Raw genomic sequence first — 26,833 nt, forward strand, 5'->3', positions numbered from 1 at the left:
GAGGCGGAAACTGTACCGTCTGGACTGTAAAGTTTTAGGAGAGTGCGCCATGACCGGGCGCAGGCAATGGTGGGCACTGGCGGTGCTGGTGCTGCCGGTGTTGTTGATCAGCGTGGACATGACCGTGCTCGGGTTCGCGCTGCCGTACCTGAGCGAAGACCTCGCGCCCACCGGCGCCGAGCAGCTCTGGATCGTGGACATCTACTCGTTCATGCTGGCCGGGCTGCTGGTGGTGATGGGCACCCTCGGCGACCGGATCGGCCGCCGCAAGCTGCTGCTCGCCGGCGCCGCCGCGTTCGGCGCCGCCTCGGTGCTGGCCGCGTTCGCGACCACGCCGCTGATGCTGATCGCGGCCCGCGCGTTGCTCGGCGTCGGCGGGGCCACCCTGATGCCGTCCACCCTTTCCCTGATCCGCAGCATCTTCACCGACGGGAACCGGCGCCGGATCGCGATCGCGGTGTGGAGCGCCGGGTTCTCCGGCGGGATGGCGCTCGGCCCGGTGATCGGCGGCTGGCTGCTGGAGCACTTCTGGTGGGGCTCGGTGTTCCTGATCAACGTGCCGGTGATGGTGCTGCTGCTCGTCGCCGGTCCGATCCTGCTGCCGGAGGCGCGCGACCCGCGGCCGGGCAGGTTCGACCTGTTCTCCGCGGTGCTTTCGCTGGCCGCGATGCTGCCGGTGGTCTACGGCATCAAGCTGACCGCCGAGCACGGCCTCAGCCTCACCGCCGTGGTCAGCGTGCTCGCCGGCCTCGCCGTCGGTGTGCTGTTCGTCCGCCGCCAGCGCGCACTGCCGGAACCGATGCTGGACCTCGACCTGTTCCGCAACCGCGCGTTCAGCGTCTCGGTGGCCACCAACCTGCTCGGCGTGTTCGCCATGGTCGGCCTGCTTTTCCTGGTGCCGCAGTACCTCCAGCTGGTGCTCGGGCTCCGGCCGCTGACCGCGGCGCTGTGGATGTTGCCGGCCACCGTGGCCGGGGTGGCCGGCGCGCTGCTCGCCGCCCAGCTGGCCAAGCGGTACAGCACCACGGCGCTGATCGGCGGCGGGCTGCTCGCCGGTGCCGTCGGTTTCGCGCTGCTGACCCAGCTCGGCGTGCACACCGGACTGGCCTGGCTGGTCGCCGGGTTCGTGCTGGTGGGCGGTGGGATCGCGCTGTCCGAGACGCTCACCAACGACCTGGTCGTCTCGGCCGCGCCCGCCGAACGGGCCGGTGCCGCGTCCGCCATCTCCGAGACCGGCTACGAGCTCGGTGGGGCACTGGGCACCGCGATCCTCGGCAGCGTGGCCACCGCGGTCTACCGCGCCGGGCTGCCCGCGGGCACCCCGGAAACGGCGCGCGAGACGCTCGGCGGTGCGGCCGCCACCGCCGGGCAGCTGCCCGCGGACCAGGGCGGTGCACTGCTCGACGTGGCGCGCGAGGCGTTCGTGCAGGGTCTGCACGTCACCGCCTATGCCGGAACCGCACTGCTGATCTACACCGGGGTGCAGGCGATGCTCCTGCTCAATCGGAAAAAGAATTCCGTAGTGCGGATCTGACCGGGTTTACCATGAGGGCATGAGCAACGACGCCCTGCTGCAGACCCTTCGCGATGAGCTCGGCCGGGACGCCGTGCTCACCGACTCCGACGTCACCGGCAGCTACTCGCGGGACATGATGCCGCTCGCCCCGGTCGGCAGGCCGCTGGCGGTGGTGCTGCCGGTGGACGTCGCCGGGGTGCAGGCCGTGGTCCGGGCCTGCGCCGCGGCCGGGGTGCCGATCGTGCCGCGTGGTGCGGGCAGCGGGCTTTCCGGTGCGGCCAACGCGATCGACGGCTGCGTGATGCTGGTGCTGACCAAGCTCAACGAGATCGTGGAGGTCGACGCGGGCAACCGGCTCGCGGTGGTCCAGCCGGGCGTGGTCAACCTGGACTTCCGGAACGCGGTGGAGAAGCACGGGCTGTTCTATCCGCCGGACCCGTCCAGCTACGACTGGTGCACCATCGGCGGGAACCTCTCCACCAACGCCGGCGGGCTGTGCTGCGTGAAGTACGGGGTCACCACGGATTCCGTGCTGGGCTTGGAAGTCGTGCTCGCCGACGGCTCGATCCTGAAGACCGGCCGGCGCACCGTGAAAGGCGTCGCGGGCTACGACCTGGCCAGGCTGTTCGTCGGCAGCGAGGGCACGCTCGGCGTGATCACCCAGGCCACCGTCGCGCTGCGCCCGCTGCCGCAGGCGCCCGGCACCCTGGTCGCCGGGTTCACCAGCACCGAGGCCGCCGGGGCGGCGGTGGCGCAGATGGTGCGCGAGGGGCTGGTGCCGTCGCTGCTGGAGATCATGGACGCCAGTTCGATCAAGGCCGCCGAGAGCTACCTGAAGACCGACCTCGGCGCCGGCTCGGACTGCCAGGCGCTGCTGCTCGCGCAGTCCGACGCGGGTGGCGAGGTGGCCCGCCGCGAACTGGCCGCGCTGGAACAGATCTGCCTGGACTCCGGCTCGGACATGACCTACGCGACCGACGATCTGGCCGAGGGCAACATGTTGCTGCAGGCGCGCCGGGTGGTGCTGACCGCGCTGGAGCAGTACGGGCTGTGGCTCACCGACGACGTGTGCGTGCCGCGCACCCGGATCGCCGAGCTGATCGCCGGCTGCCAGCGGGTGAGCGAGGAGGTCGGGCTGCGGATCGCGGTGGTCGGGCACGCCGGGGACGGCAACATGCACCCGACGATCGTCTACCAGCCCGACTCGGCGGACGAGTTCGAGCGCGCCCAGCGGGCGTTCGACGCGATCCTGGAGATCGGCCTCTCGCTCGGTGGCACGGTGACCGGCGAGCACGGCGTCGGCAAGATCAAAAAAGACTGGCTGGCCAAGGAAATCGGGCCGGTTGGCCTGCGCGTGCACCGCCAGATCAAGGCCGCCCTCGACCCGGACAACCTCTTCAACCCCGGCTCCATGTTCTCCCTGACCTGAGTTCCCCTTGAACGCCGTGAAGGGCACCTTCCCTACCTTCAAGGTAGGCAAGGTGCCCTTCACGGACAGACGGGACCGCCGGGGTCAGTCGGTGACGCGGGGGATGTGCTGAGTGGCCTCGGGATCCGGGGCCTGCTCGGCGGCGAGCTTCTTTTCCTTGCGCCCCTTGAAGTACTCGATCACGATCGGGACAACGGAGATCACCACGATCAGGATGAAGATCGCGTCGACGTTGTCCCGGATGAAGCCGATGTTGCCCAGCAGCGCGCCCAGCACGGTGATGCCGGCGGCCCACAGAATGCCGCCGATCACGGTGTAGGTGAAGTACCGCTTGGGATCCATCTTGCCGATACCGGCGATCCAGGTGATGAAAGTACGGACGAATGGAACAAAACGGGCCAGCACCACGGCTTTCGGGCCGTGCTTGTCCAGGAAGGCGTGCGTCTTCTCCACATACTCCTGTTTGAAGAATCGCGAGTCCGGCCGTTTGAACAACGCGGGACCGGCCTTGTAGCCGATCAGATAACCCACCACGTTGCCGAGCAGGGCGGCGACCGTGACCAGCACGCAGACCAGCCACAACGGCGACTTGATGCTGCCGTTGGCGATGAACAGGCCGGCGGTGAACAACAGCGAATCACCCGGCAGTACCGGGAAAATGCTGCTCTCGATGAAGATGATCAGGCAGAGGCCGACGATTACGTACCCACCGAACTCGGTGAGCAGGTAGTCAGGGCTGAACCAGTCGGGCATCAACGCCAGAGTGGTCGTGGACTGGGTGAACATCACCAAAGTAACGGTACAGGGTCGGCTTTTCGCGCGGCGCCAACCCTTCGCCTGCGCTAAAGCAGGGTCAGCAGGCCGATCACCGAGCCGGAGGCGAGCCCGAGCAGCACCGCCAGTACCAGCACCCAATGCGCCGCGAGCGGATGGCTCGCCGGAACTTGCCTGGTGGTGCCCGCTCGCTGGGCCGGCGGTGCCGGCGCGAACGCGGGGTTGGCGTCCAGCGCGGCCCGCTCGCGTTCGAGCGAGCTCGCCCCGGCGCCGGAAAGCAGGCCGTAGCGGGGCGGCAGTCGATCTGTCGCATTGTCTGTCAGGTGCTCCGAAGGACTCGGCGAAGAGATCGGCGGGGTGGTCGCCGACTCGTCCGATTCGCGAAGTTCCTGGTCCAGCGCCTTGAAGTCCGGCAACTCGCCGGGATCCTCGGCGAGTTCGGCGGAGTCCGTGTTCGTCGCCGGCCGCGCCGTTTTCGGAGCGGGCTGCGGCACGCTTCGCGCCTGCGCGCGCAGCGCCTGAGCCAGCAGCTTCTCCGGGTCGTCGGCTTCGGTCACCCGTCCACGCTAACCCATGGCGGGCAACGGCTAGACGATCAGCTTCGAGCGACGCCAGAAGTACTTGGTCGGCCCGCCGATCAGGTCGGCTTCGGTCAGGAACCCGACCACCCGGCCGGCGCCGTGCCGGAACGCCTCGTGCATGTTCGGGTTGGCCCGTGCCTGCCGCTGCGCCTCGCGGCCGTTGAGTCCGGCGCGCTCGTACTGCTCGCGCCTGGTCAGCGAGGTGGCCAGCAGCAGCGCGCCGCGCGCGGCGACCAGCCGCGCGAACTCCTTCTCCAGCCGGTTGACCCGGCCCATCCCGCGCAGCAGGTCCTCCCTGGCGTAGCGCACGTGCCTGGCCTCCTCGGTGACGTGGATCCGCATCACCGCGCGCACGATCGGCTGCAGGTTCTCGTCGCGCATGGTGTCGCGCTGGAGCACGTCGAAGACCTCTTCGCCCATCAGCGTGGCGGCCCACATGGCGGGCCCGCGGAGCACGAACGGCAGCACCTGGCCGAGCAGGTACCAGCGGAGGTCCTGCCGGTAGGGCCGGCCGCCGACCCGGTCGATCAGCCTGCCGAACATCATCGAGTGCCGGCACTCCTCGGCCACCTCGGTGTAGGCGTAGTGCACGTGGGCCGTGGTCGGGTCCTTGCGGTAGGCCAGCCGCATCAGCATCTGGATCAGGATGGTCTCGAACCAGATGCCAACGCTGATCGTGTTGATCATCTCCTGCTTGGACAGCTCGATCCGCTGCTCCTGGCTCATCCGGCCCCAGAGCTCGGTGCCGTACAGGGTGACCAGCTGCTCCGGCACGAAGTACTTGCCCGGCTCCAGCGGCGCGTCCCAGTCGATGTCCACGTCGGGGTCGTAGGACAGCTTCGCCGAGGACGCGAGCAGGCGGTTCGCGGTGGTCTCCCGGCTCGGCGGGGTGTCCGTGCGACGGTTCATGGGTAAACGTTAGAACGGTCATTGAAATAATGGAAGATTAAGACGTCGATTCGGCCGAGTCGTCTTCGCGCTGCTGCAGCAACGGGCCGAATCGTGCCGCGAGCCAGTCCTGCAGCTCGCGGCTCATCGACGCGGCCAGCGAGGCGGCCACCGCGGACTGCGCGAGCGGCCGCAGCCGCTTGGCCTGCGCGGTCAGCTCCGGCACCTCTTCGGCGGACGGCGTCCAGTCCCCATCGGGCAGCACGTGCCGGTCGACCAGCTCCAGGAACAGCCCGGCCAGCTCGTCGGTATGCCGTTTGACCTGCTCGGCGATCTCCAGCACCACCGGCATCGGCACCCCGGCGGACAGCAGCTCCCGGCCGGCCTGCAGCAGCCGCGGGCTGCGCACCAGCACGTGCGCGCCCTCCCGCTCCACCACCCCGAGCCGCAGCGCCCTGCTGATCGTGGCCGGGCTGGCGTACTTGCCGAACTCCCTGGTCACCTCGGCCAGCGACATCCGCTGCGGCACCTCGTCCGACCAGGGCTGGGTGATCACCTCTTCCAGCCCGAGCAGGTCGCCGAGGTCGCGGCCCTCGGCCCAGGCCGCGAGCATCTCGCCGATCTGGGCGAAGGCGTAACCCCGGCCGAGCAGCCCGAGGATCAGCCGCAACCTGGCCAGGTGCGCCTCGGTGTACACCGCGACGCGGCCGCGTCGCAGCGGCGGCGGGAGCAGCCCGCGGTCCTGGTAGACCCGCACGTTGCCGACCGTGGTGCCGGCCACCCGCGCCAGGTCGTCCACCCGGTACTCCCGGCCGCCGCCGCTGCCCGCAGTGTCTGGATCCATTGGCCGGAGTCTAGTGCTGGCCGGTGTTTCCCCTGGTCAACGGTCGTGAGTGGAAACGGTTGCCAGGACAACACTTTTCACTCACGACGTCTGACCTGCGCCGACGCCGGCCACCCATTCGCCACGGCGCAGCACCTTCGACGGGCACAGGTCCGCGTCCAGCACCACCAGGTCGGCGGCCAGTCCCGCGCGCAGCGCGCCGGTCTTCCCGGTCAGGCCGAGCAGCGCGGCCGGTTTGGCCGAGGTCGCGTGCACCGCGTCCATGACGTCCAGCCGGGCGCTGTGCACCAGGTTGCGGAAGGCGTTGTCCATGGTCAGCGTGCTGCCGGCGAGCGAGCCGTTGTCGGCCAGCGTGGCCACCCCGTCCCGCACGTCCACCTCGAGCCTGCCGAGCCGGTAGCTGCCATCCGCCGCGTCGGTGGCCGACATCGCGTCGGTGATCAGCACCGTGCGGCCCTTGCCGGCGTGCGTCGCGGCCAGCCGGACCACGGTGGGGTGCATGTGCACCAGGTCGCAGATCAGTTCCACGGTGACCCGCTCGTCGTCCAGCAGCGCGCCGATCGGGCCGGGCTCGCGGTGGTGCAGCGGGCGCATCCCGTTGAACAGGTGGGTGGCCACGGTGGCGCCGGCGTCGATCGCGGGCCGGATCTGCTCCTCCACGCCGTCCGTGTGCCCGATCGCGGCGATCACCCCGGACTCGGCCAGCTGGCGTACCGCGCGCACCCCGCCGTGCAGCTCCGGGGCGAGGGTGACCATCCGGACCGAGCCCTTGCCGGCGGCCAGCAGCCGGTCCACGGTGGCGGCGTCCGGCTCGCGCAGCGCGTCCGGGTCGTGCGCGCCGCACCTGGCCTGGGAGATGAACGGCCCCTCCAGGTGGATGCCGGCCAGCTCGCCGTCGGCCACCAGCTCGTTCAGCACGGCCATCTGGCCGGCCAGCTCGCCGATCGGGTCGGAGACCAGGCTGGCCAGCAGGGTGGTGGTGCCGTGCCGCCGGTGCGCGGCGATGGCGCTGGTCAGCTCCTTCTCCTCGCCGCTGGAGAACGAGCCGCCGCCACCGCCGTGGCAGTGCGTGTCCACGAAGCCGGGGACCACCAGGGCGCCCTGGACGTCCACCTGTTTGCCCGGGGGCGGGGAGCCGGTCCCGACGTTCTCGATCAGCTCGCCGGAAATGGCCAGCCAGCCATTTTCCAACAGCCCGGCAGGGGTGGCCAATTTTCCACCCATGATCACGAAGTCCTCGGCGCCCGTCACATCTGACAGCATATTGGTCTAAACCAAGTCATGGGGGTGCAACCCCGGTGTTCGTTACCGGCTGGTGTCCCTAGTTGGGGTTCTGCATGGCCTTCTGGAGGGCTTCCAGTGCCCTGCTCGCGGTGGATTTTACGGTCCCTTTGGAAATGCCGGCCGCTTCCGAGATCTCCGCCTCGGACAACCCGCCGTAGTACCTCAGCACCAGCACCTCCCGCTGCCTTGGCGGCAACTTGGACAGTGCGCTGACCACGGCCTGGTGCTCGGTGGACAGCATCGCCAGGCTCTCCGCGGAGCGCGCGTTGACCGCGTGCGGCGGCACGTACTCGCGCGCGGTCTTGCGGCGGCGCAGTACGCTTCGTGACCCATTCACTACCGCCGTTCGCAGGTATCCGACTGCGGCCGCGGCGTCGCGCAGCTTCCCCCAGTTGCGGTGCAGCCCGGTGAACGCCTCCTGCACCACGTCCTCCGCGGTGGCGGGCTCGTCGACAAGCAGGATGGCCAGCCGGACCAGCCGCATCCGGTGCGTCCGGTAGAGGTCCTCCAGGTTCAGCGGCGCGGCCGGCGGTGCCGCCGGTGCCGGCCCGTCGATCGTCCGCAGGTGCCCGAGCGTGCGTTCCACGCTGCTTTCCGCACTGCCCTCCGGCATGAATCCCCGCTCACTTTCGGCCGACCTGGATGAGGCTGACTGGTAGTCGTCAAGCCCACGCTGCGGACAGCGTATCGGGTTGGCTCGCCCGGTGGCACTGCTCGAATCGTGGGACGGCCCGCTCACGCTGTGGGCGCCGGCCGGTAGCGTCCATCCTGCCCGTCCGGTACGGAGGAGGAGACGCAGTGGCCTGGTATCTGGTGGAAATCCGCTATGTCCAAGAAAAACTGGCCGAGGTTCGGCCACGGCACCGGGAGTTCCTGAACCGGCTGGCCGCCGAAGGCGTGGTGGCCGTGGCCGGCCCGCTCGGCGACAACAGTGGCGGGATCTCGCTCTACCGTGCCGAGAACGAAGCCGCGCTCCAGGAACTGATCGACCAGGACCCCTATCACCTCGAAGGGGCCATCGCCGAGCGGACCGTGCGCGAGTTCAAGCCGGTGATCGGCGCCTGGGTGCCTGACGCTCAGTAAACGCCGCCGAGCTTGGTGTGGTCCCAGCTGACCACCTTGGTCGGCTTGAACAGCAGGCCGACCCGCTTCGGCGCCTGTTTGCCGATGAACTCGGCGAGCGCGTCCGGCACCGGGTCGCCGGGCTGGGCGCCGGCGTAGCGCTGGGTCAGCGTGATGCCGATTTCGGTGACCTTCGCGGTGTCCTCGACGAGTTCGACGTCGGCCTCCAGCGAGACCCCGCGGAGGGTCTCGTACGTGTCCCCCGACTCGATCAGCACCGTGGCCTGCGGCAGGCGGCGCAGGTTGACCGTCTTCTGCGCGCTGCCGTAGGTCCAGGTCGCGACCCCGTCACCGTGCGGGAAGTACCAGAGCGGGGCCAGGTGCGGGCGCCCGTTCGGCCCGATCGTCGCCACGTTGATGACCTTCTGCTCGGCCAGGTACGCGCGTACCTCGTCGGGCGTCATCCGGATCTGGTCGCGGCGTGACATCCGCACCTCCTGTCGTCGCAGCTGACGGCACTCTCGCCGAGCGGCGCCCTGCTGTCGAGCCCGGCGTGTCGCTGAGCGGTACGGCTAGCGCTTGGTCGCGGCCCGGCCGCCGTGCCCGGCGACGGAGGACTCCAGCGCACCGCGTTCCTTGATGTCGGCCAGCGCCGCCTTGTCCGCGCCGGGCACCCTGGACCGGGACCCGATCTCGATGATCGGCGGCAGGAAGGCGCGGATCAGCTTGAGCCCGCCGACCCAGCGCGGCACGTGGATCGTGCGGGCCCGGCGCAGCACGCCCTGCTCCAGGGACTCCAGCGCGACGTTCAGCGGGTAGGTCTTGCCGAGCAGCCCCGGCATCCCGGCCCGCAGCCTGCCGAACACCGGGTGCGCGTCCGCGCTCTCCACCAGGTCGGTGCGGATCCAGGTGGGGTGCGCGACGCCGACCTTGACCTTGAGGTGGGCCAGCTCGGCGCGCAGGCTGTTGCAGAACGCCTCCACCCCGGCCTTCGCGGCGGCGTAGTTCGCCATGCCAGGGGCGTGCGTGATGGCGGCCAGCGAGGAAATCGCCAGCAGGTAGCCCTTGCGCTCGATCACGTGCGGCAGGGTGACCCGGAAGGTCCGCCAGACGCCGAGCAGGTCGACCTCGATCACCTTCTCGAACGCGGCCGGGTCGACCGAGCGCACGAACCCGGTGGTCGCGATGCCGGCGTTGGCGATCACCACGTCGATCCCGCCGAAGTGCGCGACCACGCCCGCGGTGGCCCGCTCCAGCGCGTCCCAGTCGGTGACGTCCGCCTCCCAGGCCCGCGCGTTCGGCCCGATCCGCTCCGCGACCTTGCGCTGTTCCTCGGCTTCGAGCCCGACCAGCGCCACCTTCGCGCCACGCGCGGCGAGCCGCTCGGCCAGCCCGGCGCCGATGCCCCTTGCCGCGCCGGTGATGAGTACGACCTTGCCGTTGACCTGGCGTTTGCCGGTCAGCAGGGAGAGCGGGTTCACGGTGCCTCCTCATTCGTCGGAGGCACCGTACCTTGACTTACTACGAGTAGGCTACTGGCTAGTAGTAGACGCCACGGTCAGCTTCCGCAGCTCGTCCTCGGTCAGCTCGAGCTGGGCCGCGGCGAGCAGGCCGGTGAGCTGGCCGGTGTTGCGGGCGCTGGCGATCGGCGCGGCCACGGTCGGCTGGGCGGCCAGCCAGGCCAGCGCCACCGCGGCCACCGGCACCCGGTGCGCGGCCGCCGCCTCGTCCAGCGCGGCCAGCACGCGCTCGCCGCGCTCGTCCAGGTAGGCCAGCGCGCCGTCGGCACGCGGACTGTCACCCGCGCCGTCGGCCGACCGGTACTTGCCGGTCAGGAAGCCCTTGGCCAGTGCGAAGTACGGCAGGGTGCCGAGGCCCTCGCGCTCGGCCAGTGGCGCCAGCTCGCGTTCGTAGTCGCGTTCCACCAGGTTGTAGTGCGGTTGCAGGGCGGCGTAGCGGGCAAGGCCCGCACTGTCCGAAATGGACAATGCCTCGGCCAGCCGGTCGGCGGTGTAGTTCGAAGCCGCGATGTAGCGGACTTTTCCGGCGCGGACCAGTTCGTCGAAAGCGCCCAGGGTTTCTTCCAGCGGGGTGTCCGGGTCGTCCCGGTGTGCGTAGTACAGATCGATATGGTCGGTGCGCAGCCGTCGCAGCGAATCCTCGGCGGCTTCTTTGATGTTCTTCGCCGAAAGCCCCGGCCGTTTCCCCCACATGCCCACCTTGGTGGCCACCACGGTGTCGTCGCGCCGGCCGCGGCTGGCCAGCCAGTTGCCGATGATGGTCTCCGATTCACCACCGGAGTTGCCCTCGATCCGCGCCATGTACACGTCCGCGGTGTCCAGGAAGTTACCCCCGGCCGCGGCATAGGCGTCCAGCACGGCAAAGGACTCCGCCTCGTCGGCGGTCCAGCCGAATACGTTGCCGCCGAGGTTGATGCCGAACACGTCCAGGTCCGTATTGCCGATCTTCACCATGATTCGAACGTAACCCGGAATGAAACGGAGTGCTGGTGGAGTTGTCCGGGTTATGACTGTGAATCTGGGCAGGATCGGTATCTGGCGGCCCGTGTGGGACCTCACCCCCGGACTGGCGGTCGAGATCGAGAAGCTGGGCTACGGCGCCATCTGGGTCGGCGGGTCGCCGGACGGCGGGCTCGAACTGGAGGAGAGCCTGCTGGACGCGACCAGCTCGATCGCGGTGGCCACCGGCATCGTGAACATGTGGAAGGACGACGCGGCCACCGTGGGCGCCTCCTACCACCGGCTCGCGGCCAAGCACCCCGGCCGGTTCCTGCTTGGCGTCGGCATCGGGCACCCGGAAGCGACCCAGGTCTACCAGAAGCCCTACGACAAGATCGTCTCCTACCTGGACGAGCTGGACGAGGCCGGTGTGCCGGTCGAAGACAGGGTGCTGGCCGCGCTCGGGCCGAAGGTGCTGAAGCTCTCCGGCGAGCGGACCGCCGGCGCGCACCCGTACCTGACCGTGCCCGCGCACACCCGCGAGGCGCGCCAGGTCCTCGGCGACGGGCCGCTGCTCGCGCCGGAGCAGAAGGTGGTGCTGGAGACCGACCCGGACAAGGCCCGCGCGATCGGCCGTCCCGCGGTGCAGCACCCCTATCTCGGCCTGGTCAACTACACCAGGAACCTGCTGCGGCTCGGCTACTCCGAGCAGGACATCGCCGACGGCGGCAGCGACCGGCTGATCGACGACCTCGCGTTGCACGGTGACGCGGAGACCATCGCCCGCGGCGTGCGCGCGCACCTCGAAGCCGGCGCGGACCACGTCAACATCCAGGTCCTCGGCGACGACCCGCTGCCCGGCTACCGCGCCCTCGCCCCCCTCCTCCTCTGATGCAGCGAAGGCCACCTTGCCTGCGTTCAACGCAGGCAAGGTGGCCTTCGCTGCGTTCGCGGTGCAAGGGTGGGGACGGGGACATAGTGCGAGGGGGTGCGGACCTCGTACGATGCGGCCGAACAGGGAAACTTCTCGAGGAGGACCAACGATGCCCATCGCCACCCCCGAGGTCTACGCGGAGATGCTCGACCGGGCCAAGGCGAACGAGTTCGCCTACCCGGCCATCAACGTGACTTCGTCGGAAACCCTGAACGCCGCCCTGCGCGGGTTCGCCGAGGCGGAGAGCGACGGCATCATCCAGTTCTCCACCGGCGGTTCGGAGTTCGCTTCCGGCACCAAGGTCAAGGACATGGTGGTCGGCTCGACCGCGCTGGCCGAGTTCGCGCACGTGGTCGCCGAGCGGTACCCGGTGAACATCGCGCTGCACACCGACCACTGCCCGAAGGACAAGCTGGACGGCTTCGTCCGCCCGCTGATCGAGATCTCCCAGGAGCGGGTGAACCGCGGCCTGAACCCGCTGTTCCAGTCGCACATGTGGGACGGCTCCGCGATCGACCTCGAGGAGAACCTGGAGATCGCGGCCGAGCTGCTGGCGAAGACGGCCGCGGCCAAGATCATCCTCGAGGTGGAGATCGGCGTGGTCGGCGGCGAAGAGGACGGCGTCGCCAACGACATCAACGACAAGCTGTACACCGCCGAAGGTGACTTCGTCCGGACCGTGGAGACCCTCGGCGCCGGCGAGAAGGGCCGCTACCTGCTGGCCGCGACCTTCGGCAACGTGCACGGCGTCTACAAGCCGGGCAACGTCCAGCTGCGCCCGGACGTGCTCAAGGGCGGGCAGCGGGTGGCCGCGCAGAAGCTCGGGCTCGCCGAGGGTTCGAAGCCGTTCGAGCTGGTGTTCCACGGCGGTTCCGGCTCGGCGCTGGAGGACATCCAGGCCGCGGTGTCCTACGGCGTGGTCAAGATGAACGTGGACACCGACACCCAGTACGCCTTCACCCGGCCGATCGCGGAGCACTTCTTCAAGAACTACGACGGGGTGCTCAAGATCGACGGCGAGGTCGGCAACAAGAAGGTGTACGACCCGCGCAGCTACCTCAAGGTCGCCGAGGCCGCGATGGCCGACCGCGTGGTCGAGGCCGCCCAGTCGCTCAAGTCCGCGGGCCAGAAGATCTCCTGAGTTTCACCCGTCGGGGTGGTGAGTTTGCGCAGAGCGGCGATCGCCGGGCATCGTGTCCGGCGATGATGTCGAAACGTGTTGTCGCCGCGGTCCTGATCGCCGCTCTGCTGCTCGCCGGCGGCGGGGTACTGGGCAGCCTGTTCCTCTGACCGGACGGCTAGATTGGCTTCATGACGCACGCCAATCTTCTCGGCCCCGAGCCGACCAGGCTGCCCGAGCACACCGCCGCACAGGCCGCGCTGGACGCCGGTACCGACCCGGCCGAAGTCGCCGCCGAGCACCCGTATTTCAGCGAGGCGTGGGCCGCGCTGGGTGAGGCCGCGCTGGCGTCCGGTGAAACGGTCGCCGCGTACGCCTACGCCCGCACCGGTTACCACCGGGGTTTGGACCAGTTGCGCCGCAACGGGTGGAAGGGTTTCGGCCCGGTGCCGTGGAGCCACCGGCCGAACCAGGGCTTCCTGCGCGCGGTCGCCGTGCTGGCCCAGGCCGCGCGCACCATCGGCGAGACCGACGAGTACCACCGCTGCAAGCAGCTGCTCGACGACTCGGACCCGGCCGCCGCGTCGGCCGCCGGGCTTTCCTGAGCGCCCCGCCGGGCGCACCCGGAGCTTCCGGGTACGCCCGGCGGGATCAGAACGTTCCGCAGTTGACCGGCGGGGCCTTGCCTTCGAACCGGTCGCCGAGCCAGGTCAAGCCCTCCGGGTACGCGCCGATGGCGCCGCCGACGTGGGTCGGTGCCAGTGACGTGCTGAACTGCACCTTCGCGCCGAGGCCGCACCAGTCCCGCGCCATTTCCCGGCCCTGCGGGTACGGCACGATGTCGTCCAGCGCGCTGTGCACCACCAGGGTCGGCACGCCCGGCTTGCGCAGGCCGATCCGCTGCTCGGCGACCCGCGACTTGTACGGTTCCTCGTCGAGGTAGTCGGCGAGCGGGCGGCCGTCTGCGGTCAGGTCCGCGGACCGGGTGAAGGCGTGGTTGGCGATGCCGTCCAGCAGGCACTCGTGGCGCACCTGCTCGTACAGCTTCTTGCCCTTGTCGTTGAGCAGCGCCGGAATGTCCAGCTCCGGGTACGCGGTGTTCATGCTGACCAGCGCGAAACCGAGGAACGCCACCGCGTAGTGCCCGTCCAGCTGCTTGGCCACCGCGCCGAGCTCGGCCGGTGGCGCGCCCGCGTAGGCGCCCTTGAGGTCCAGTTCCGGCGCGTACTCCGGCTGCAGCTCGGCCGCGGCAGCCGAGGCGCCGCCGCCCTGGGAGTAGCCGGCGATCCCCACCGGGCCATCGCCGGGCAGGTTCGCTTCGGGCAGGCGCTGGGCGGCCCGAAGCGAGTCCAGCACCGCGTGTCCCTCGGCGGCCCGGTTCACGTAGGTGTGGTCGCCCGGTGTGCCTAGACCTTCGTAGTCGGTGACCACCACGCCGTAGCCGCGCAGCAGCAGGGCGGCGATGGACGGACCCTCGTACTCGGCGCCGGCGGCCAGCGCGCGGGACGGCGCGCAGTCGTCGCGCATGCCCTGGGTGCCGACTGCGTAGCCGACCAGCGGGCGCTCGCCCTTGCCGGTCCACGCGCCCTTCGGCGTGAGCACCAGGCCGGTGACCGCGATCCGCCGGTCGTGGGTGTCCCGGCTCAGGTACATGATCCGCTGCACGTCGGCGTCGACGCGGATCAGTTTCACCGGATCGATGAAGAATTCGGCGGGCTCGTGCTTGATGATGTCTCCGTCGCGGCCCGCGGGCAGCGGGGACGGCGGATCGTAGAAGGATGCCGCGGCGGCCGGGGACGATCCGGCCGTCAGCAGGGCGAAGACCAGCGCACCAGTGAGCCCGGCGGCCACCAGACGGCGGAAGTGGATGAGCATTTCTCGCTCCTCGCTGAGCGTTCTGCGCGGTCGGGGTGGGAAAGACGATCGGGGAGGCGGCACCCCCTGTCAAGCGGGCGATCGGGTGTCCATTGTGGAGATAAGGCTTCTCACCTGCTGGACGGGCTCGGTTCCGGCGGCCGCCGGCCGTAGCTTCGGAATCATGACGTCACCGGCCGCGCTCGCGATCGTGGGCGCGGGCCCGCGGGGAATCTGCGTGCTGGAACGGATCTCCGCCAACGCCGCGGAGCTGCTCGGGGACCGCCCGCTGGTGGTGCACCTGATCGACCCGTTCCCGCCGGGGCCGGGCCGGGTATGGCGCTACCGGCAGTCACCGCTGCTGCGGATGAACTCGATGCCGGAGGACGTCACCATGTTCACCGACGAGACGGTCCGCATCGACGGCCCGGTCCGCCCCGGCCCGTCGCTGGCCGAGTGGGCACGGCAGGTGCGTGACGGCGGACTGGACGTCGAAGTCGCCCCGGACCTGCGCGCGGAGCTGGCCGGGCTGTCCTCGACCTCGTTCCCCACCCGGCGGCTGCAGAGCGAGTACCTGACCTGGGTGTACCGGCACGTGCTGGCCGGGCTCCCGCCGGGGATCGAGGTGCGGGAGCACCGCGCGAAGGCGGTCCGGCTCACCGCGACCGGCGACCGGCAGGAGGTGTGGCTGGACGGCGAGCCGGAGCCGGTGCGGGCGGACGCGGTGCTGCTCACCGTCGGTCACCTGGACGCCGAACCGGACGAGTCTTCCGCCGGGCTGGTGGCTTTCGCCGAGCGGCACGGGCTCGGCTACTACCCGGCCGGCTACACCGCCGACGTGGACTATTCCGCGGTGGCTCCCGGTGAGGACGTGCTGGTGCGCGGGTTCGGGCTGGCGTTCGTGGACCTGATGCTGGTGCTCACCGAGGGTCGCGGCGGCCGGTTCACCGAGCAGCCCTGCGGCGGGCTGCGGTACCGGCCCAGCGGTGCGGAGCCGGTGCTGCACATCGGTTCCCGGCGCGGCGTGCCCTACCACGCCAAGACCGGCTACCGGCTGCGCGGGAAACCGTTGCGGCTGCCCAGGTTCTTCGACGAGCGCGCGATCGCCGAGCTGGCCGCGGCGCCGGGCCCGCTGGACTTCTTCGCCGACGTCTGGCCGCGGATCGCCAAGGAGATCGCCTGGGGTTACTACAGCGAGCTGTTCACCGGCCATCCGGACCGGGTCCGGCTGGATTTCGCGGTGTTCGCCGACGCCTTCGCGGACACCCGCTGGGACAGCCCGGAAATGCTCGACCTGGTGCGCCGCGCGGTGCCGGCCGAGCAGGACCGGCTCGACCTGCGCCTGCTGGACCGGCCGTTGGAGGGCCTGCGCTTCGGCACCGCGGAGGAGTTCGGCAAGCACCTGCGCGAGTACATCGAGGCCGACCTCGCCCGCCGCGCGGACAGCTCGTACAGCGCGGATCTCGGTGCTTTCATGGCTTTGCTGTCGGTGGTCGGCCAGCTGCCCGCGCTGGTCGCCACCGGGCGGCTGGACGCCGACTCGCAAGTGTCCGATTTGGACGGTTGGTGGCACGGCTTCTTCAGCTACTTCGCCAGCGGCCCGCCGCCGCGCCGGCTGGAGGAGCTGCTCGCCCTGCAGCAGGCCGGGGTGGTCTCCTTCCTCGGCGCCGGGATGCGGGTGACCGCGGACGACGAGCGGGGCGTTTTCGTCGCCAGCGGCGAGAGTTTCCCCGGCACCGTCCAAGCCCGCGCGTTGATCGAGGCGCGCCTGCCGCACCCGAGCGTGCGGCTTGCTTCGGACCCGCTGCTGCGTGCACTGCGGGACAGCGGAGAACTGGCCGAGGAGACCGTGCTGGACGCGGCTTCGGGCACCAGGCTGCCGTCCGGCCGGATCCACACCAGGGTCGGTGACTCCCGGCTGCTCGACGGCGACGGCGTCCCGCATCCGCGCCGGTTCGCCCTCGGCCCGCACACCAGCGCCCGTTCCGCCGGCGCGTTCACCCGCCCTCGGATGAACGCGCTTCCGTTCCGCCAAAACGACGCCGTCGCCAGGCAGCTCCTCGCGATCCTCCCCGGCAAATAGCCGGCTATTTGCCCTTAGCTGAGCACGGGCGGGACGAACTGGCAGACCGGGGTCCGCGCGTTCGCGGGGTCGAGCGCGTTGAGCACCAGGCGGCCGGTGATCGGGTCGTAGGGAATGCCGAGGTGGTCGGTGAAGTCCAGGCCGCAGACGTCCTGCAGCAGGATGTTCTTGACGTTCGGCGCCGGCTTCAGGAACGCGTTGGTGTAAGGCGTGACCACCTCGTCGTACCGGGTCTGGATCACCGTGTAGTCCACGCCCGGCACGGTGTCGCCGCCCTCGTTCAGGTCCTTCAGGAACGCCGAGTGCTTCTCCTGCTCGTTGCAGGCCGGGCAGACCCCGCCCAGCAGGTCCCGCACCGGCGGGATCGCGTTCACCGCGGTGAGCAGGCCGAACAGGTCGGTGCCGTAGTTCGACGGGGAAAGCCCGACCAGCTTGCCGATCTTGTCCGCCCCGCCGAGGTACTTGATCCAGTAGCGGATGTTCATCCCGCCCTGCGAATGCCCGACCACGTCCAGCTTCGTGGCGCCGGTCGCTTTCAGGATCTTCTCGCCGAAGGTCGCCAGCTGCCCGGCCGTGCCGGCCACCGGTCCGACGGTCTGCAGGAAACTGCCCGGTGAGCCGCCGAAGTTGCCGGCGAACACGCAGTACCCGGCGTCGGCCAGCCGTTTCGACAGGCCAGCCCAGTTCTCGTACGCGTTCGCGGTGGTGCCGTTGGAAAGCAGCACCGGGTTCGGGTGCTTCGCGCTGGGCTTGCAGCTCCAGTCGTTCGCGCCCGGCGGCGCGAGGGTCGGGTCGCTCAGCGAGTACAGCGCGGCCGCGATGATGTTGGGCTGCACGGGCCCGGTCGGTTCCTTCGCCCCGGCTTCGGCCGTCCCGGTACCGATGACCAGTCCCGCGGTCGCCGTGACCAGAGCCAGTGACCGCACGAATTTCCGCACGCCCGTCCCGTCCCACCTCTCTGTGGTCCAGGGTGACCCGCGTCACCCGCCTGTTCTAACGCGTGAGCGGATCGAGGGATGCGCAAAATTGTCGGTGCGGGTGACTAGCTTTCCCGACATGAGTCTTGTGACGAAGAATCAGCCGGAGGGCACCCCGACCTGGATCGACCTGGAAGTGCCGGACCTGGACCGGGCGATGGACTTCTACGGCGCGCTGTTCGGCTGGGACTTCGAGGTGGGCCCGGAAGCGGCCGGCGGCTACACGATCTGCCTGCTGCGCGACCGCGCGGTCGCGGCGCTGTCGCCGAATCCGGCGGCGGAGAAGCACTCGTGGAGCGTCTACCTCGCGACGGACGACTGCGACGCGGCTGCCGCGCGGGTCACCGAGGCGGGCGGCACCGTGCCGCTCGCGCCGATGGACGTGCTGGACAAGGGCCGGATGGCGCTCGTGCGCGACCCGGTCGGTGCGCGGTTCGCGCTGTGGCAGGGTCGGGCGCGGCTCGGGGTGGAGCTGGTCAACGAGCCGGGCACGCTGGTCCGCAACGACCTGGTCACCGCGGATGCCGGGCCGGCGAGGGAGTTCTACGCCGCGGTCTTCGGCTTCAGCCTGGACCGCAACGAGGACGTCCCGGAGTTCGACTTCACCTTCCTGCGCCGGACGGACGGGCACGAGGTGGCCGGGATCTTCGGACTGCCGGAGGCGCCGGAGTCCGCGTGGAACACCACCTTCGAGGTGGCCGACACCGACGACGTGGTGCGCCGTGCCGTCGAGGCGGGCGGCACGGCCGGTGCCGTCGAAGACATGCTGTACGGCCGGATCGCGACCATCACCGACCCGTTCGGCGCGGAGTTCTCGGTGATCACCAGGCCGCCGGCGTGAACGGGCCGGGCGCCTTCGCCCGGCCCGCCGCCCCAGTAGCGGCTGCTGTCAGCAGCGGCCGAGCATGTCGGTCAGCGCGGTCTTCTCCGCGGAGCTGATGGTGAGCTTGTACTTGGACTTCACCGCGGTCCACATGCTGGCGTAGGTGCACCAGTAGCCGACCGTCGGCGGCTTCCACTGGTCCGGCGACTTGTCGCCCTTCTCCTGGTTGACGTTGTCGGTCACCGCGATCAGCTGCGGGTCGGACAGGTCGTTGGCGTAGGACTGGCGCTGCGCGGTGGTCCAGGACGAGGCCCCGGTCCGCCAGGCGGCGGCCAGCGGCACCACGTGGTCGATGTCCACGTCGCCGGGCGCGGTCCAGGTGGCGTCGTCGTAGGGGCTGAACCAGCTGCCCGAGGTGGGTGCGCAGTCGGAGCCGGTCTGCACGTTCGTGCCGTCGCGCTTGAGCACGACCTCGCGGGTGTTGCAGCTGTCGCCCTGGTCGATCCAGTGCGGGAACTTGTCCCGCGAGTAGCCGTCCTGGGAGCCGTCCGGCTGCACCTTGAGCGAGGCCAGCATCGACTTTGCGGCGTCACCGGACGGAATGTTGGGCGGCTCGGCCGCGGCGGTGCCGGCAAGGCCGACAGTGAAGACCGCGGAAGCGACAACGGCCGTGAAAGAATTACGAAGTGTGCGAGACGTTGGCATTTTGCTGCCTCCGCGTCGGGTGTGGGGACCTGTCAACCCTTGCTCACGGAAGTGGCGAAATCAACACCTGCGAGTGACACGTTGCCGACTATTAGTTAACGCTGTGTCACAGCAGGGCAAATAGCCGGCTTTTTGCCCGCTGGGGTCTAGAGCAGGCCGCGGATGAGGCGGAGGTCTTCGGTGTGCCGGTACCAGGTCCAGCGGTTCACCGCGCGCGGGTGCGCGACCCCGTCCAGGGTGGGCACGGCGGGCACGCAGCCGAGCTGGAACGCCCGCCCTGCCACCGTCACCGGCCGTTTGAACAGCAGCCCCTTGGTCACCCGCGCGACCAGCCCTGGCCCGCCCGCGTCGTCCGGCTCGACCACGATCGACCGCGCCGCCCCGCGCAGCGCGACTTCGTCGTCGCAGTACGCGACCCCGCGGACCGGGCCGACCGAACCGCGGCCGAGGAGCACCCCGCCGGAGTCGTCACGGATCAGCGGCACCGGATCGACCTCACCTTCGACGGCCAGCGCCAGCGCGCGACGCGGATCGACCGGCAGCTGCCAGAGCGACGCCACCGCGGACTCCGGTCCGGCCGGCACGAACCCGACGGTGACCGCGGCGAGGCGGTCCTTGCGGAGTAATCGCACGACTACCGCGGCGAGGTCGGCGTCCGTGCCCGCGACGATCACCCGGTCGTGTTCCCCCAGTACGGGGTCCACATCCGCCTTGCCGGGACGCTCTGGAACGGGCACCACCTCGAGTCCGGTCACGGCCGGAATTTCCGGCGCGCCCCGCCCGCAAGCCAGCACCAGTCCACGCACCGCTTCATCCTCCGTTACGCTCATGCACCGGCATTGACCAGCGCCACCCGTGTGTCCCCTCGGGACACCCGCATCCGACCTGTCGCCGAACATCCTGGAGTTTCACATGCCGGCCATCGTGCTCATCGGTGCCCAATGGGGCGACGAAGGCAAGGGCAAGGCCACCGACCTGCTCGGCGACCGTGTCCAGTGGGTCGTCCGCTATCAGGGAGGTAACAACGCGGGTCACACCGTGGTGCTTCCCGATGGCCAGGACTTCGCCCTCAAGCTGATCCCCTCCGGCATTCTCACGCCCGAGGTGACCAACGTCATCGGCAACGGTGTCGTGGTCGACCCCGGCGCGCTGATCGACGAGCTGACCGGCCTGGAGGAGCGCCACGTCGATACCTCGCGCCTGCTGATCTCCGCCGACGCGCATTTGATCATGCCGTACCACGTGGCCATCGATAAGGTCACCGAGCGCTACCTCGGCGCGAAGAAGATCGGCACCACCGGTCGCGGGATCGGGCCCGCCTACCAGGACAAGATCGCGCGCGTCGGCGTGCGGGCGCAGGACCTGCTGGACGAGAAGATCTTCCGGCAGAAGGTCGAGGCCGCGCTGGACTTCAAGAACCAGGTGCTGGTCAAGGTCTACAACCGCAAGGCGCTGGACCCGGAAGAGGTCGCGGACACCGTGCTCGCCCAGGGCGAGCAGTTCGCGCACCGGATCGCGGACACCCGGCTGCAGCTCAACAAGGCGCTGGAGCGCGGCGAAATCGTGCTGCTGGAGGGTTCGCAGGGCACCCTGCTGGACGTGGACCACGGCACCTACCCGTTCGTCACCTCCTCCAACCCGACCTCGGGCGGGGCGAGCGCGGGTTCCGGCATCGGGCCGGGCCGGATCACCACCGTGCTCGGCATCCTGAAGGCGTACACCACCCGCGTCGGCTCGGGCCCGTTCCCGACCGAGCTGGACGACGACATGGGCGAGTACCTGCGCAAGACCGGCGGCGAGATCGGCGTGAACACCGGCCGCAACCGGCGCACCGGCTGGTTCGACGCGGTGATCGCGCGCTACGCGGTGCGCGTCAACGGGATCACCGACTACTTCCTGACCAAGCTGGATGTGCTGTCCAGCCTGGAGAAGGTGCCGGTCTGCGTCGGCTACGAGGTGGACGGCTTCCGCACCGAGGACATGCCGATGACGCAGACCGACGTGCACCACGCGGTGCCGATCTACGAAGAGCTGCCCGGCTGGTTCGAGGACATCTCCGGCTGCCGCACCTTCGAGGAGCTGCCCGCCAACGCCCGCGCCTACGTCGAGCGCCTCGAAGAGCTTTCCGGCGCCCGCATCTCCGCCATCGGCGTCGGCCCCGGCCGCGAACAAACCATCGTCCGCCACCAGTTCCTCTAAGCCTTAGTCCGTGAAGGTGCCCTTCCCTACCTTCAAGGTAGGCAAGGGCACCTTCACGGACGATTAGGCGAGAGTGGTGGTGACGGGGGTGGGGTTGGCGAAGAGGTCGAGGACCGGGCAGTGCTCGTCGACCTGGCGCTTGAGGTCGGCGTAGGTCTCCGGTGACGCGGGGCCGGTCAGCTCGACGTGCACGCGCACATCGTTGAAGCCGGGCCGGGTGCCTTCGGTGAAGCCGAAAAAGCCGTGCAGGTCGAGATCGCCGTCCACGGTGACGCGCACCGAGTCCAGCGGCACGCCGAGCTTCGCCGCCCAGAACTGGTACGTGATCACCTGGCACGAGCCGAGCGCGGCCAGTGCGTACTCCACCGGGTTCGCCGCGGTGTCCGCGCCGCCGAGGGTGGCCGGCTCGTCCACCGCGAAGGTGTGGTCGCGCACCCGCACGTCCACCGTGGTCGCGGTGCCGGGCACGAGCGTGTGGCCGACGCTGAACCGCGCGGCGGCGTTGGCCGCGTCGGCCCGCACGGCTTCGCGGGTTCCTTCGATCACTGCGGCGAGCGACATGACGAACTCCCTGGATATTGGTTGCGGTGCAACGCCGAGGGTGCGGCATCGGCTCGGAAACGTCGCCGTCTCCCATATCCTGGAAGGGGAATTGCCGGCTACTGGCAGCGAGTTGTGCGGAATATGACCATCGGAGTAGCGCTGCCGGCCGGCCTGACCGAAGCCCCCGCCAACCACGTCGAGCACCTGATCGAGCTGACCAGGGAGGCCGCCGACGCCGGGCTCGGCTCGGCCTGGTTCTCCCAGCAGTTCGCGACGGACGCGATCACGATCGCCGCCCTGGCCGGTAGGGCGGTGCCGGGGATCGCGGTCGGCACCTCGGTGGTGCCGATCTACCCGCGGCACCCGATCCTGTTGTCCGGTCTGGCGAAAACGGCGCAGGCCGCGACCGGCGGGCGGTTCACCCTCGGCGTCGGGCTCGGCGCGAAGAACCTGCTGGAACCGGCTTACGGCGTGCCGTACCCGCCGCCGATCAAGCACCTGCGCGAGTACCTGGCCGCATTGGAACCCCTGCTCGCCGGCCAGAACACCTTCTTCGAGGGCGAGACGGTCGCTTCTCGCCCGTCGTGGCCGACCGCGGTGCCCGGTGCGGAGCCGGAGATCCCGGTGGTGGTGGCCGCGATGGGCCCGCAGGCGCTGCGGGTGACCGGCGAGCTGGCCGACGGCACGCTGCCGTACCTGGCCGGTCCGCGTGCGCTGGGCGAGTACATCGTGCCGGAGATCGTGGCCGCGGCGGAGAAGGCGGGACGCCGCGCGCCGCGGATCGTGGCGGCGGTGCCCGTGGTGGTCACCGCGGACGTTCCCAGGGCGCGGGAACTTGCCGCGGAGCAGACCGCCTTGTACGACACGATTCCCTCCTACCAGCGGGTTCTCGAGTGGGAAGGGGTGCAGAAGGCGGCCGAGCTGGTGGTGGTCGGTGACGAGGAAACCGTGGCGAAGGAGCTGAAGCGCTACTTCGACGCCGGGGCGACCGAAATCGTGCTCACCGAGACCGCGCTGACCGGTTCCGCCGATCGGGTCAGGACCTGGCGGCTGGGCGGCGCCCTCGCGCGAAGTTAGTTCGTTCGCCCAGAGGTTAATGGTTTGCCGTGGCTTTCGATCGCCCGCTAGCGTCGGATTTCCCGGGAAACCTGCCACGAGGAGTACCAGCCCTTGTCCCCCGATGGCGAGCACACCACCACCTTCACCGTCAACGGCACCGAATCGGAACTGGCACTCGATCCGCGGACCACCCTGGCCGACGCCCTGCGTGACGGCCTCGGCCTGACCGGCACCAAGAAGGGCTGCGACCGGGGTGAATGCGGCGCCTGCACGGTCCTGGTCGACGGCCGCCGCGTGCTTTCCTGCCTGACCCTCGCGATCGCCGTCGGCGGCGCCGAGGTGACCACCGTGGAAGGGCTCGCCGATGACGGTGAGCTGAGCCCGGTGCAGCAGGCGTTCCTCGCCGAAGACGCCTTCCAGTGCGGGTTCTGCACGCCTGGCCAGCTCATGTCGGCGACCGCCTGCATCGCCGAGGGGCACGCCGGTTCGACCGCGGAGATCCGGGAGTGGATGAGCGGCAACATCTGCCGCTGCGCTGCGTACCCGCAGATCGCCGCGGCCGTCGCGAAGGCCGCCGGGAGTGTCCAATGAGGACATTTAGCTACCGGCGCGCGAACGCGCTCGAAGACGCACTGGCGGCGCTGCGCGAGCCGGGCACGCAGCTGCTCGCGGGCGGGACAGAGCTGGTCAACTGGCTCAAGGAGGGCATCGAGTCGCCTTCCGGCCTGGTCGACATCACCGGCCTTGACCTGGCCGGCATCGAGCACGGACCGGACGGGCTGACCCTGGGCGCACTGGTCCGGATGAGTGACGCCGCCGCCGATCCGCACCTTCAGCGTGACTATCCGGTTTTCACCCAGTCCTTGCTGAAGGCCGCTTCGCCGCAGCTGAGGAACATGGCCACCCTCGGCGGCAACCTGATGCAGCGCACCCGCTGCCCGTACTTCCGCGCGGACACCGCGCTGCCCTGCAACAAACGCGCGCCCGGTTCCGGCTGCTCGGCCAGGCACGGCGAAAACGGGTCGCACGCGATCTTCGGCTGGAGTGACGAGTGCGTCGCCACCCACCCGTCCGATCTCGCGGTGGCGCTGTCCGCGCTGGACGCGGAGGTCTTGGTGCGTGGTGAGAACGGCGAGCGGCGGATTCCGGCGGCGGAGTTCCACCGGCTGCCCGGCGAGGAACCCGCCAGGCACAACGAACTGGCCCCGGACGAGCTGATCACCGCGATCCGGCTGCCCGCCACGGCAAGGGCCTCGCATTACCTGAAGGTGCGGGAGCGGGTGTCCTACGAGTTCGCGGTGGTCTCCGCGGCCGCCGTGGTCGAGGTCGAAGGGGGCGTGCTCACCTCGGCGAAGGTGGCGCTCGGCGGGGTCGCGCACCGGCCGTGGCGGCTGTACGAGGCGGAAGCCGCGCTGCCCGGTATCGCGCTCGATGACGTGAAGGGCCTCAGGGCCGCCGTCGCCGAATCTTTCACCGAGGCGAAACCCTTGTCCGGCAACGAGTACAAGGTGGTGCTGGCGCAGCGGGCTGCGGTCCGCGCGCTGCGGGACGCTGGAGCGACGGCATGAACGCCGGACTGCGGAGGCCGGACGGGCCGGCCAAGCTCACCGGCGCCGCGCGGTACACCGCGGACCAGCCGGTGCCGGACGCGCTGGTCGCGGCGCTGGTCGGCGCCACCGTGCCGACCGGCAGGTTGACCGGCCTGGACGTCGAGCGGGCGGCCGCGGCACCCGGGGTGGTCCGCGTGCTGGGCCGGGCGGACCTGCCGCCGCTCACCGAGGTCAGCGCGCCACCGGCCGGGCACGTGCTGCCGATGCGGGACGACCTCGTGCACCACGAAGGCCAGGCGGTGGCGATCGTGCTCGCGCAGACCGCCGAGCAGGCGCGATACGCCGCGGGTCTGGTCGAGGCGACCTATGCCGAGGTCACGCCCCCGCTGTTGTTCGGGCAGGCCGAGGACGTGGTGCCGGTGGGCGGCAACGTGCTCGGTGAGCCGGACGAGCGCAAGGGCGACCCCGAAGATGGCCTTGCCGTCGCGGACGTGGTCGTCTCGGAGACCTACGGCACCGCGGACCGGCACCACAGCCCGATCGAGCCCGCCGCCACGACCGCGTGGTGGGAGGGCGGGGAACTGGTCGTGCACGCGTCGGTGCAGGCCGCCGGGCTGACCCAGCAGGCGCTAGCCGTCGTCTTCGGCCTGCGCCCGGAACAGGTCCGGGTGCATTGCCGCTACATCGGCGGCGGTTTCGGCTCGAAGGGCTATCTGTGGCCGCAGGTGGTGCTGGCCGCGGCCGCCGCGAAGGCGGTGGAGCGGCCGGTCAAGCTGGTGCTGACCAGGGCGGAGATGTTCACCATGGCCGGGCACCAGCCGGCCACCAGGCAGGTGGTCACGCTCGGCGCCACGGCCGACGGTGATCTCACCGCGATCCGGCATCACAGCAGCAACGCCAGTGCCAGGGCGGTGGACTACGCGGAGGCCACCACGCACACCAGCACCTGGCTCTACCGCAGCCCGGCGATCGAGACCGCGTTCCGGATCCAGCGGGTGGACCGGCCGGGGCCGACCCCGATGCGCGCGCCGCACGAGGGGCCGGGCATGTTCGCGCTGGAGTCCGCGATGGACGAGCTGGCCTACGGACTGGGCATGGATCCGGTGGAACTTCGGCTGCGCAACGAACCCGAGGTGGATCCGCTCACCGGGCGCCCGTTCTCCTCGCGCAAGCTGGTCGAATGCCTGCGCGAGGGCGCCGACCGCTTCGGCTGGGCGGACCGACCCGCCGCCACCGGTGCCCTGCGCGATGGGGACGACCTGGTCGGCTGGGGAATGGCGGTGGCGTCCATGGACACCTTCCGCAGCCCGTCCGCGGTGCGCCTCCGGGTGGACGCGGACGGCCACGTGGTGATCGAAAGTTCCGTGCAGGAGATCGGCACCGGGCTGCCGGCGATGGTGCGGGCGGCAGCCGCCGAAGTGCTCGGCTGTGCCCCGGACGACGTGGACCTGTCGCACGGGGACACCGGTCTGCCGCCGCACGGCGGCACCATCGGCTCGATGTCGACCATGGGTCTGGGCTCGGCGGTGCAGGCGGCCGCGGCGGATGTGCTGGCGAAACTCGGCGCGGAGCCGGGTGGCGGCCGTCCGCTGGCGGACCTGATGGCCGAAGCGGGCCTGGACGAGCTGACCGCCGAGGGCCGCTGGGCGCCGGAGGCGAGCGCACTGGTCGGGGGACGTTCGGCCGAGTATTCGATGCACACCTACGGCTCGATCTTCGTCGAGGTGCGGGTGGACGCGGAGCTGGGGCTGGTCCGGATGAGCCGGGCTGTCGGCACCTACGGGGCCGGCCGGATCCTGAACCCGCTGGCCGCGCGCAGCCAGATGATCGGCGGCATCACCTGGGGCTACGGCCAGGCGGTGCTGGAGGAGTCGGTGTTCGAGCCGGATCTCGGCCGGTTCCTGTCCAAGAACCTGGCCGGTTACGTGGTGCCGGTGAACGCAGACATCGGCGAGATCGATGTGTCCTTTGTGGACGATGAGGATCGGCTGGCCAGCGCGATCGGCGCGAAGGGCATCGGCGAGCTTGGTGCGGTCGGTGTTTCGGCGGCCGTCGCGAACGCCGTCTTCCACGCCACCGGCCGGCGCGTCCGCAACCTGCCGATCAAGATTCCAGACCTGCTTTAACTCACCTGGGGGTGTCGTGAGTG

At 70.2% G+C, this 26,833-nt stretch carries 27 protein-coding genes; 13 read left to right on the forward strand and 14 right to left on the reverse strand.

Annotated elements, in window-relative coordinates; genetic code table 11:
- The first annotated feature begins 49 nt into the window (after nucleotides 1–49).
- Both AMYNI_RS0117535 and AMYNI_RS0117540 read left to right on the forward strand, forming a co-directional pair.
- A complete protein-coding gene (locus AMYNI_RS0117535; protein ID WP_020669330.1) occupies nucleotides 50–1,534 on the forward strand; it encodes an MFS transporter in 1,485 nt (494 codons plus the stop codon).
- A gap of 19 nt (nucleotides 1,535–1,553) precedes the next feature.
- The gene (locus AMYNI_RS0117540; protein ID WP_020669331.1) at nucleotides 1,554–2,945 is read left to right on the forward strand and encodes an FAD-binding oxidoreductase; all 1,392 of its coding nucleotides are present in this window, start codon (nucleotides 1,554–1,556) and stop codon (nucleotides 2,943–2,945) included.
- 84 nt (nucleotides 2,946–3,029) lie between these two features.
- Here the strand turns inward: AMYNI_RS0117540 and AMYNI_RS0117545 are convergent, their stop codons facing one another.
- The 6 genes from AMYNI_RS0117545 to AMYNI_RS0117570 form a co-directional block, all read right to left on the reverse strand.
- Nucleotides 3,030–3,731 (reverse strand): DedA family protein, encoded by a 702-nt coding sequence (locus AMYNI_RS0117545; protein WP_020669332.1) that lies wholly within the window; start codon nucleotides 3,729–3,731, stop codon nucleotides 3,030–3,032.
- Nucleotides 3,732–3,787: 56 nt separating this feature from the next.
- Nucleotides 3,788–4,276 (reverse strand): hypothetical protein, encoded by a 489-nt coding sequence (locus AMYNI_RS49085; RefSeq protein ID WP_020669333.1) that lies wholly within the window; start codon nucleotides 4,274–4,276, stop codon nucleotides 3,788–3,790.
- A gap of 30 nt (nucleotides 4,277–4,306) precedes the next feature.
- On the reverse strand, nucleotides 4,307–5,209 hold the full coding sequence (locus tag AMYNI_RS0117555; RefSeq protein WP_020669334.1) for an AurF N-oxygenase family protein: 903 nt from the start codon (nucleotides 5,207–5,209) through the stop codon (nucleotides 4,307–4,309).
- A gap of 37 nt (nucleotides 5,210–5,246) precedes the next feature.
- A complete protein-coding gene (locus AMYNI_RS0117560; RefSeq protein WP_020669335.1) occupies nucleotides 5,247–6,032 on the reverse strand; it encodes a MerR family transcriptional regulator in 786 nt (261 codons plus the stop codon).
- Nucleotides 6,033–6,113: 81 nt separating this feature from the next.
- Complete coding sequence (gene nagA / locus AMYNI_RS0117565) at nucleotides 6,114–7,256, reverse strand: N-acetylglucosamine-6-phosphate deacetylase (protein ID WP_425387948.1); 1,143 nt, start codon at nucleotides 7,254–7,256, stop codon at nucleotides 6,114–6,116.
- A 97-nt stretch (nucleotides 7,257–7,353) separates the two neighbouring features.
- Entirely contained in the window at nucleotides 7,354–7,929 is a 576-nt protein-coding gene (locus AMYNI_RS0117570; protein WP_020669337.1) for a SigE family RNA polymerase sigma factor, read from the reverse strand.
- A gap of 185 nt (nucleotides 7,930–8,114) precedes the next feature.
- Here AMYNI_RS0117570 and AMYNI_RS0117575 point away from each other — a divergent pair, with 185 nt between their 5' ends.
- On the forward strand, nucleotides 8,115–8,399 hold the full coding sequence (locus AMYNI_RS0117575) for a YciI family protein (RefSeq protein WP_020669338.1): 285 nt from the start codon (nucleotides 8,115–8,117) through the stop codon (nucleotides 8,397–8,399).
- Here the strand turns inward: AMYNI_RS0117575 and AMYNI_RS0117580 are convergent.
- The 3 genes from AMYNI_RS0117580 to AMYNI_RS0117590 all read right to left on the reverse strand — a co-directional run bounded on the left by AMYNI_RS0117580 (nucleotide 8,393) and on the right by AMYNI_RS0117590 (nucleotide 10,852).
- On the reverse strand, nucleotides 8,393–8,866 hold the full coding sequence (locus AMYNI_RS0117580) for a pyridoxamine 5'-phosphate oxidase family protein (protein WP_020669339.1): 474 nt from the start codon (nucleotides 8,864–8,866) through the stop codon (nucleotides 8,393–8,395). The two genes, AMYNI_RS0117575 and AMYNI_RS0117580, sit on opposite strands and share 7 nt — an antisense overlap.
- Nucleotides 8,867–8,950: 84 nt before the next feature.
- Nucleotides 8,951–9,859 carry an SDR family oxidoreductase gene (locus AMYNI_RS0117585; RefSeq protein WP_020669340.1) on the reverse strand — a complete coding sequence of 303 codons (909 nt, stop codon included), beginning with the start codon at nucleotides 9,857–9,859 and terminating at the stop codon, nucleotides 8,951–8,953.
- Nucleotides 9,860–9,910: 51 nt separating this feature from the next.
- Nucleotides 9,911–10,852, reverse strand: a complete 942-nt coding sequence (locus AMYNI_RS0117590; protein ID WP_020669341.1) for an aldo/keto reductase — start codon at nucleotides 10,850–10,852, stop codon at nucleotides 9,911–9,913.
- A gap of 52 nt (nucleotides 10,853–10,904) precedes the next feature.
- Between AMYNI_RS0117590 and AMYNI_RS0117595 the strand changes: the two genes are divergently transcribed.
- From AMYNI_RS0117595 to AMYNI_RS0117610, 3 genes are all read left to right on the forward strand, one after another.
- Nucleotides 10,905–11,729 carry an LLM class F420-dependent oxidoreductase gene (locus AMYNI_RS0117595; RefSeq protein WP_020669342.1) on the forward strand — a complete coding sequence of 275 codons (825 nt, stop codon included), beginning with the start codon at nucleotides 10,905–10,907 and terminating at the stop codon, nucleotides 11,727–11,729.
- Between the two features lie 151 nt (nucleotides 11,730–11,880).
- The gene (fbaA, locus tag AMYNI_RS0117600) at nucleotides 11,881–12,912 is read left to right on the forward strand and encodes a class II fructose-bisphosphate aldolase (RefSeq protein ID WP_020669343.1); all 1,032 of its coding nucleotides are present in this window, start codon (nucleotides 11,881–11,883) and stop codon (nucleotides 12,910–12,912) included.
- A 170-nt stretch (nucleotides 12,913–13,082) separates the two neighbouring features.
- The gene (locus AMYNI_RS0117610) at nucleotides 13,083–13,496 is read left to right on the forward strand and encodes a DUF3151 domain-containing protein (protein ID WP_020669344.1); all 414 of its coding nucleotides are present in this window, start codon (nucleotides 13,083–13,085) and stop codon (nucleotides 13,494–13,496) included.
- A gap of 46 nt (nucleotides 13,497–13,542) precedes the next feature.
- On the opposite strand, the gene AMYNI_RS0117615 is transcribed toward AMYNI_RS0117610, so the two are convergent.
- Complete coding sequence (locus tag AMYNI_RS0117615) at nucleotides 13,543–14,766, reverse strand: lipase family protein (protein WP_020669345.1); 1,224 nt, start codon at nucleotides 14,764–14,766, stop codon at nucleotides 13,543–13,545.
- Between the two features lie 163 nt (nucleotides 14,767–14,929).
- Here AMYNI_RS0117615 and AMYNI_RS0117620 point away from each other — a divergent pair, with 163 nt between their 5' ends.
- Nucleotides 14,930–16,828 (forward strand): FAD/NAD(P)-binding protein, encoded by a 1,899-nt coding sequence (locus tag AMYNI_RS0117620; RefSeq protein ID WP_020669346.1) that lies wholly within the window; start codon nucleotides 14,930–14,932, stop codon nucleotides 16,826–16,828.
- A gap of 14 nt (nucleotides 16,829–16,842) precedes the next feature.
- Here AMYNI_RS0117620 and AMYNI_RS0117625 read toward each other — a convergent pair whose 3' ends face one another.
- Nucleotides 16,843–17,754: an esterase/lipase family protein gene (locus AMYNI_RS0117625; protein WP_245573944.1), complete on the reverse strand. Its 912-nt coding sequence runs from the start codon at nucleotides 17,752–17,754 to the stop codon at nucleotides 16,843–16,845.
- A 130-nt stretch (nucleotides 17,755–17,884) separates the two neighbouring features.
- On the opposite strand from AMYNI_RS0117625, the gene AMYNI_RS0117630 reads away from it, so the two are divergent.
- A complete protein-coding gene (locus tag AMYNI_RS0117630) occupies nucleotides 17,885–18,646 on the forward strand; it encodes a VOC family protein (RefSeq protein WP_026360583.1) in 762 nt (253 codons plus the stop codon).
- Between the two features lie 48 nt (nucleotides 18,647–18,694).
- Here AMYNI_RS0117630 and AMYNI_RS0117635 read toward each other — a convergent pair whose 3' ends face one another.
- Both AMYNI_RS0117635 and AMYNI_RS0117640 read right to left on the reverse strand, forming a co-directional pair.
- Nucleotides 18,695–19,333, reverse strand: coding sequence for an HNH endonuclease family protein (locus AMYNI_RS0117635; protein ID WP_026360584.1), 639 nt, complete (start codon nucleotides 19,331–19,333; stop codon nucleotides 18,695–18,697).
- Between the two features lie 146 nt (nucleotides 19,334–19,479).
- The gene (locus AMYNI_RS0117640) at nucleotides 19,480–20,139 is read right to left on the reverse strand and encodes a hypothetical protein (RefSeq protein ID WP_020669350.1); all 660 of its coding nucleotides are present in this window, start codon (nucleotides 20,137–20,139) and stop codon (nucleotides 19,480–19,482) included.
- A gap of 106 nt (nucleotides 20,140–20,245) precedes the next feature.
- On the opposite strand from AMYNI_RS0117640, the gene AMYNI_RS0117645 reads away from it, so the two are divergent.
- Entirely contained in the window at nucleotides 20,246–21,532 is a 1,287-nt protein-coding gene (locus AMYNI_RS0117645) for an adenylosuccinate synthase (RefSeq protein ID WP_020669351.1), read from the forward strand.
- Between the two features lie 63 nt (nucleotides 21,533–21,595).
- On the opposite strand, the gene AMYNI_RS0117650 is transcribed toward AMYNI_RS0117645, so the two are convergent.
- The gene (locus AMYNI_RS0117650) at nucleotides 21,596–22,093 is read right to left on the reverse strand and encodes an OsmC family protein (RefSeq protein WP_020669352.1); all 498 of its coding nucleotides are present in this window, start codon (nucleotides 22,091–22,093) and stop codon (nucleotides 21,596–21,598) included.
- Between the two features lie 123 nt (nucleotides 22,094–22,216).
- Between AMYNI_RS0117650 and AMYNI_RS0117655 the strand changes: the two genes are divergently transcribed.
- The 4 genes from AMYNI_RS0117655 to AMYNI_RS0117670 all read left to right on the forward strand — a co-directional run bounded on the left by AMYNI_RS0117655 (nucleotide 22,217) and on the right by AMYNI_RS0117670 (nucleotide 26,810).
- A complete protein-coding gene (locus tag AMYNI_RS0117655; RefSeq protein WP_020669353.1) occupies nucleotides 22,217–23,152 on the forward strand; it encodes a TIGR03564 family F420-dependent LLM class oxidoreductase in 936 nt (311 codons plus the stop codon).
- Nucleotides 23,153–23,245: 93 nt separating this feature from the next.
- Nucleotides 23,246–23,725: a (2Fe-2S)-binding protein gene (locus AMYNI_RS0117660; RefSeq protein ID WP_020669354.1), complete on the forward strand. Its 480-nt coding sequence runs from the start codon at nucleotides 23,246–23,248 to the stop codon at nucleotides 23,723–23,725.
- Nucleotides 23,722–24,702, forward strand: coding sequence for an FAD binding domain-containing protein (locus tag AMYNI_RS0117665; protein WP_020669355.1), 981 nt, complete (start codon nucleotides 23,722–23,724; stop codon nucleotides 24,700–24,702). The genes AMYNI_RS0117660 and AMYNI_RS0117665 overlap by 4 nt, the downstream gene beginning before the upstream one ends.
- Entirely contained in the window at nucleotides 24,699–26,810 is a 2,112-nt protein-coding gene (locus AMYNI_RS0117670; RefSeq protein ID WP_020669356.1) for a xanthine dehydrogenase family protein molybdopterin-binding subunit, read from the forward strand. The genes AMYNI_RS0117665 and AMYNI_RS0117670 overlap by 4 nt, the downstream gene beginning before the upstream one ends.
- Nucleotides 26,811–26,833 lie beyond the last annotated feature (23 nt).

The sequence above is a fragment of the Amycolatopsis nigrescens CSC17Ta-90 genome (genome assembly GCF_000384315.1).
Taxonomy (GTDB): domain Bacteria; phylum Actinomycetota; class Actinomycetes; order Mycobacteriales; family Pseudonocardiaceae; genus Amycolatopsis; species Amycolatopsis nigrescens.

Excerpts from the sequence above, each read along its gene's own strand:
- AMYNI_RS0117545 (WP_020669332.1), bottom strand. The coding sequence starts at position 3,731 with ATGTTCACCCAGTCCACGACCACTCTGGCGTTGATGCCCGACTGGTTC.
- AMYNI_RS0117655 (WP_020669353.1), top strand. The coding sequence starts at position 22,217 with ATGACCATCGGAGTAGCGCTGCCGGCCGGCCTGACCGAAGCCCCCGCC.
- AMYNI_RS0117620 (WP_020669346.1), top strand. The coding sequence starts at position 14,930 with ATGACGTCACCGGCCGCGCTCGCGATCGTGGGCGCGGGCCCGCGGGGA.
- AMYNI_RS0117610 (WP_020669344.1), top strand. The coding sequence starts at position 13,083 with ATGACGCACGCCAATCTTCTCGGCCCCGAGCCGACCAGGCTGCCCGAG.
- AMYNI_RS0117630 (WP_026360583.1), top strand. The coding sequence starts at position 17,885 with ATGAGTCTTGTGACGAAGAATCAGCCGGAGGGCACCCCGACCTGGATC.
- AMYNI_RS0117580 (WP_020669339.1), bottom strand. The coding sequence starts at position 8,866 with ATGTCACGCCGCGACCAGATCCGGATGACGCCCGACGAGGTACGCGCG.
- AMYNI_RS0117665 (WP_020669355.1), top strand. The coding sequence starts at position 23,722 with ATGAGGACATTTAGCTACCGGCGCGCGAACGCGCTCGAAGACGCACTG.
- AMYNI_RS0117650 (WP_020669352.1), bottom strand. The coding sequence starts at position 22,093 with ATGTCGCTCGCCGCAGTGATCGAAGGAACCCGCGAAGCCGTGCGGGCC.
- AMYNI_RS0117590 (WP_020669341.1), bottom strand. The coding sequence starts at position 10,852 with ATGGTGAAGATCGGCAATACGGACCTGGACGTGTTCGGCATCAACCTC.
- fbaA (WP_020669343.1), top strand. The coding sequence starts at position 11,881 with ATGCCCATCGCCACCCCCGAGGTCTACGCGGAGATGCTCGACCGGGCC.
- AMYNI_RS0117560 (WP_020669335.1), bottom strand. The coding sequence starts at position 6,032 with ATGGATCCAGACACTGCGGGCAGCGGCGGCGGCCGGGAGTACCGGGTG.
- AMYNI_RS0117645 (WP_020669351.1), top strand. The coding sequence starts at position 20,246 with ATGCCGGCCATCGTGCTCATCGGTGCCCAATGGGGCGACGAAGGCAAG.
- AMYNI_RS0117535 (WP_020669330.1), top strand. The coding sequence starts at position 50 with ATGACCGGGCGCAGGCAATGGTGGGCACTGGCGGTGCTGGTGCTGCCG.
- AMYNI_RS0117615 (WP_020669345.1), bottom strand. The coding sequence starts at position 14,766 with ATGCTCATCCACTTCCGCCGTCTGGTGGCCGCCGGGCTCACTGGTGCG.
- AMYNI_RS0117540 (WP_020669331.1), top strand. The coding sequence starts at position 1,554 with ATGAGCAACGACGCCCTGCTGCAGACCCTTCGCGATGAGCTCGGCCGG.
- AMYNI_RS0117570 (WP_020669337.1), bottom strand. The coding sequence starts at position 7,929 with ATGCCGGAGGGCAGTGCGGAAAGCAGCGTGGAACGCACGCTCGGGCAC.
- AMYNI_RS0117670 (WP_020669356.1), top strand. The coding sequence starts at position 24,699 with ATGAACGCCGGACTGCGGAGGCCGGACGGGCCGGCCAAGCTCACCGGC.
- AMYNI_RS0117555 (WP_020669334.1), bottom strand. The coding sequence starts at position 5,209 with ATGAACCGTCGCACGGACACCCCGCCGAGCCGGGAGACCACCGCGAAC.
- nagA (WP_425387948.1), bottom strand. The coding sequence starts at position 7,256 with ATGGGTGGAAAATTGGCCACCCCTGCCGGGCTGTTGGAAAATGGCTGG.
- AMYNI_RS0117635 (WP_026360584.1), bottom strand. The coding sequence starts at position 19,333 with ATGCCAACGTCTCGCACACTTCGTAATTCTTTCACGGCCGTTGTCGCT.
- AMYNI_RS0117595 (WP_020669342.1), top strand. The coding sequence starts at position 10,905 with ATGACTGTGAATCTGGGCAGGATCGGTATCTGGCGGCCCGTGTGGGAC.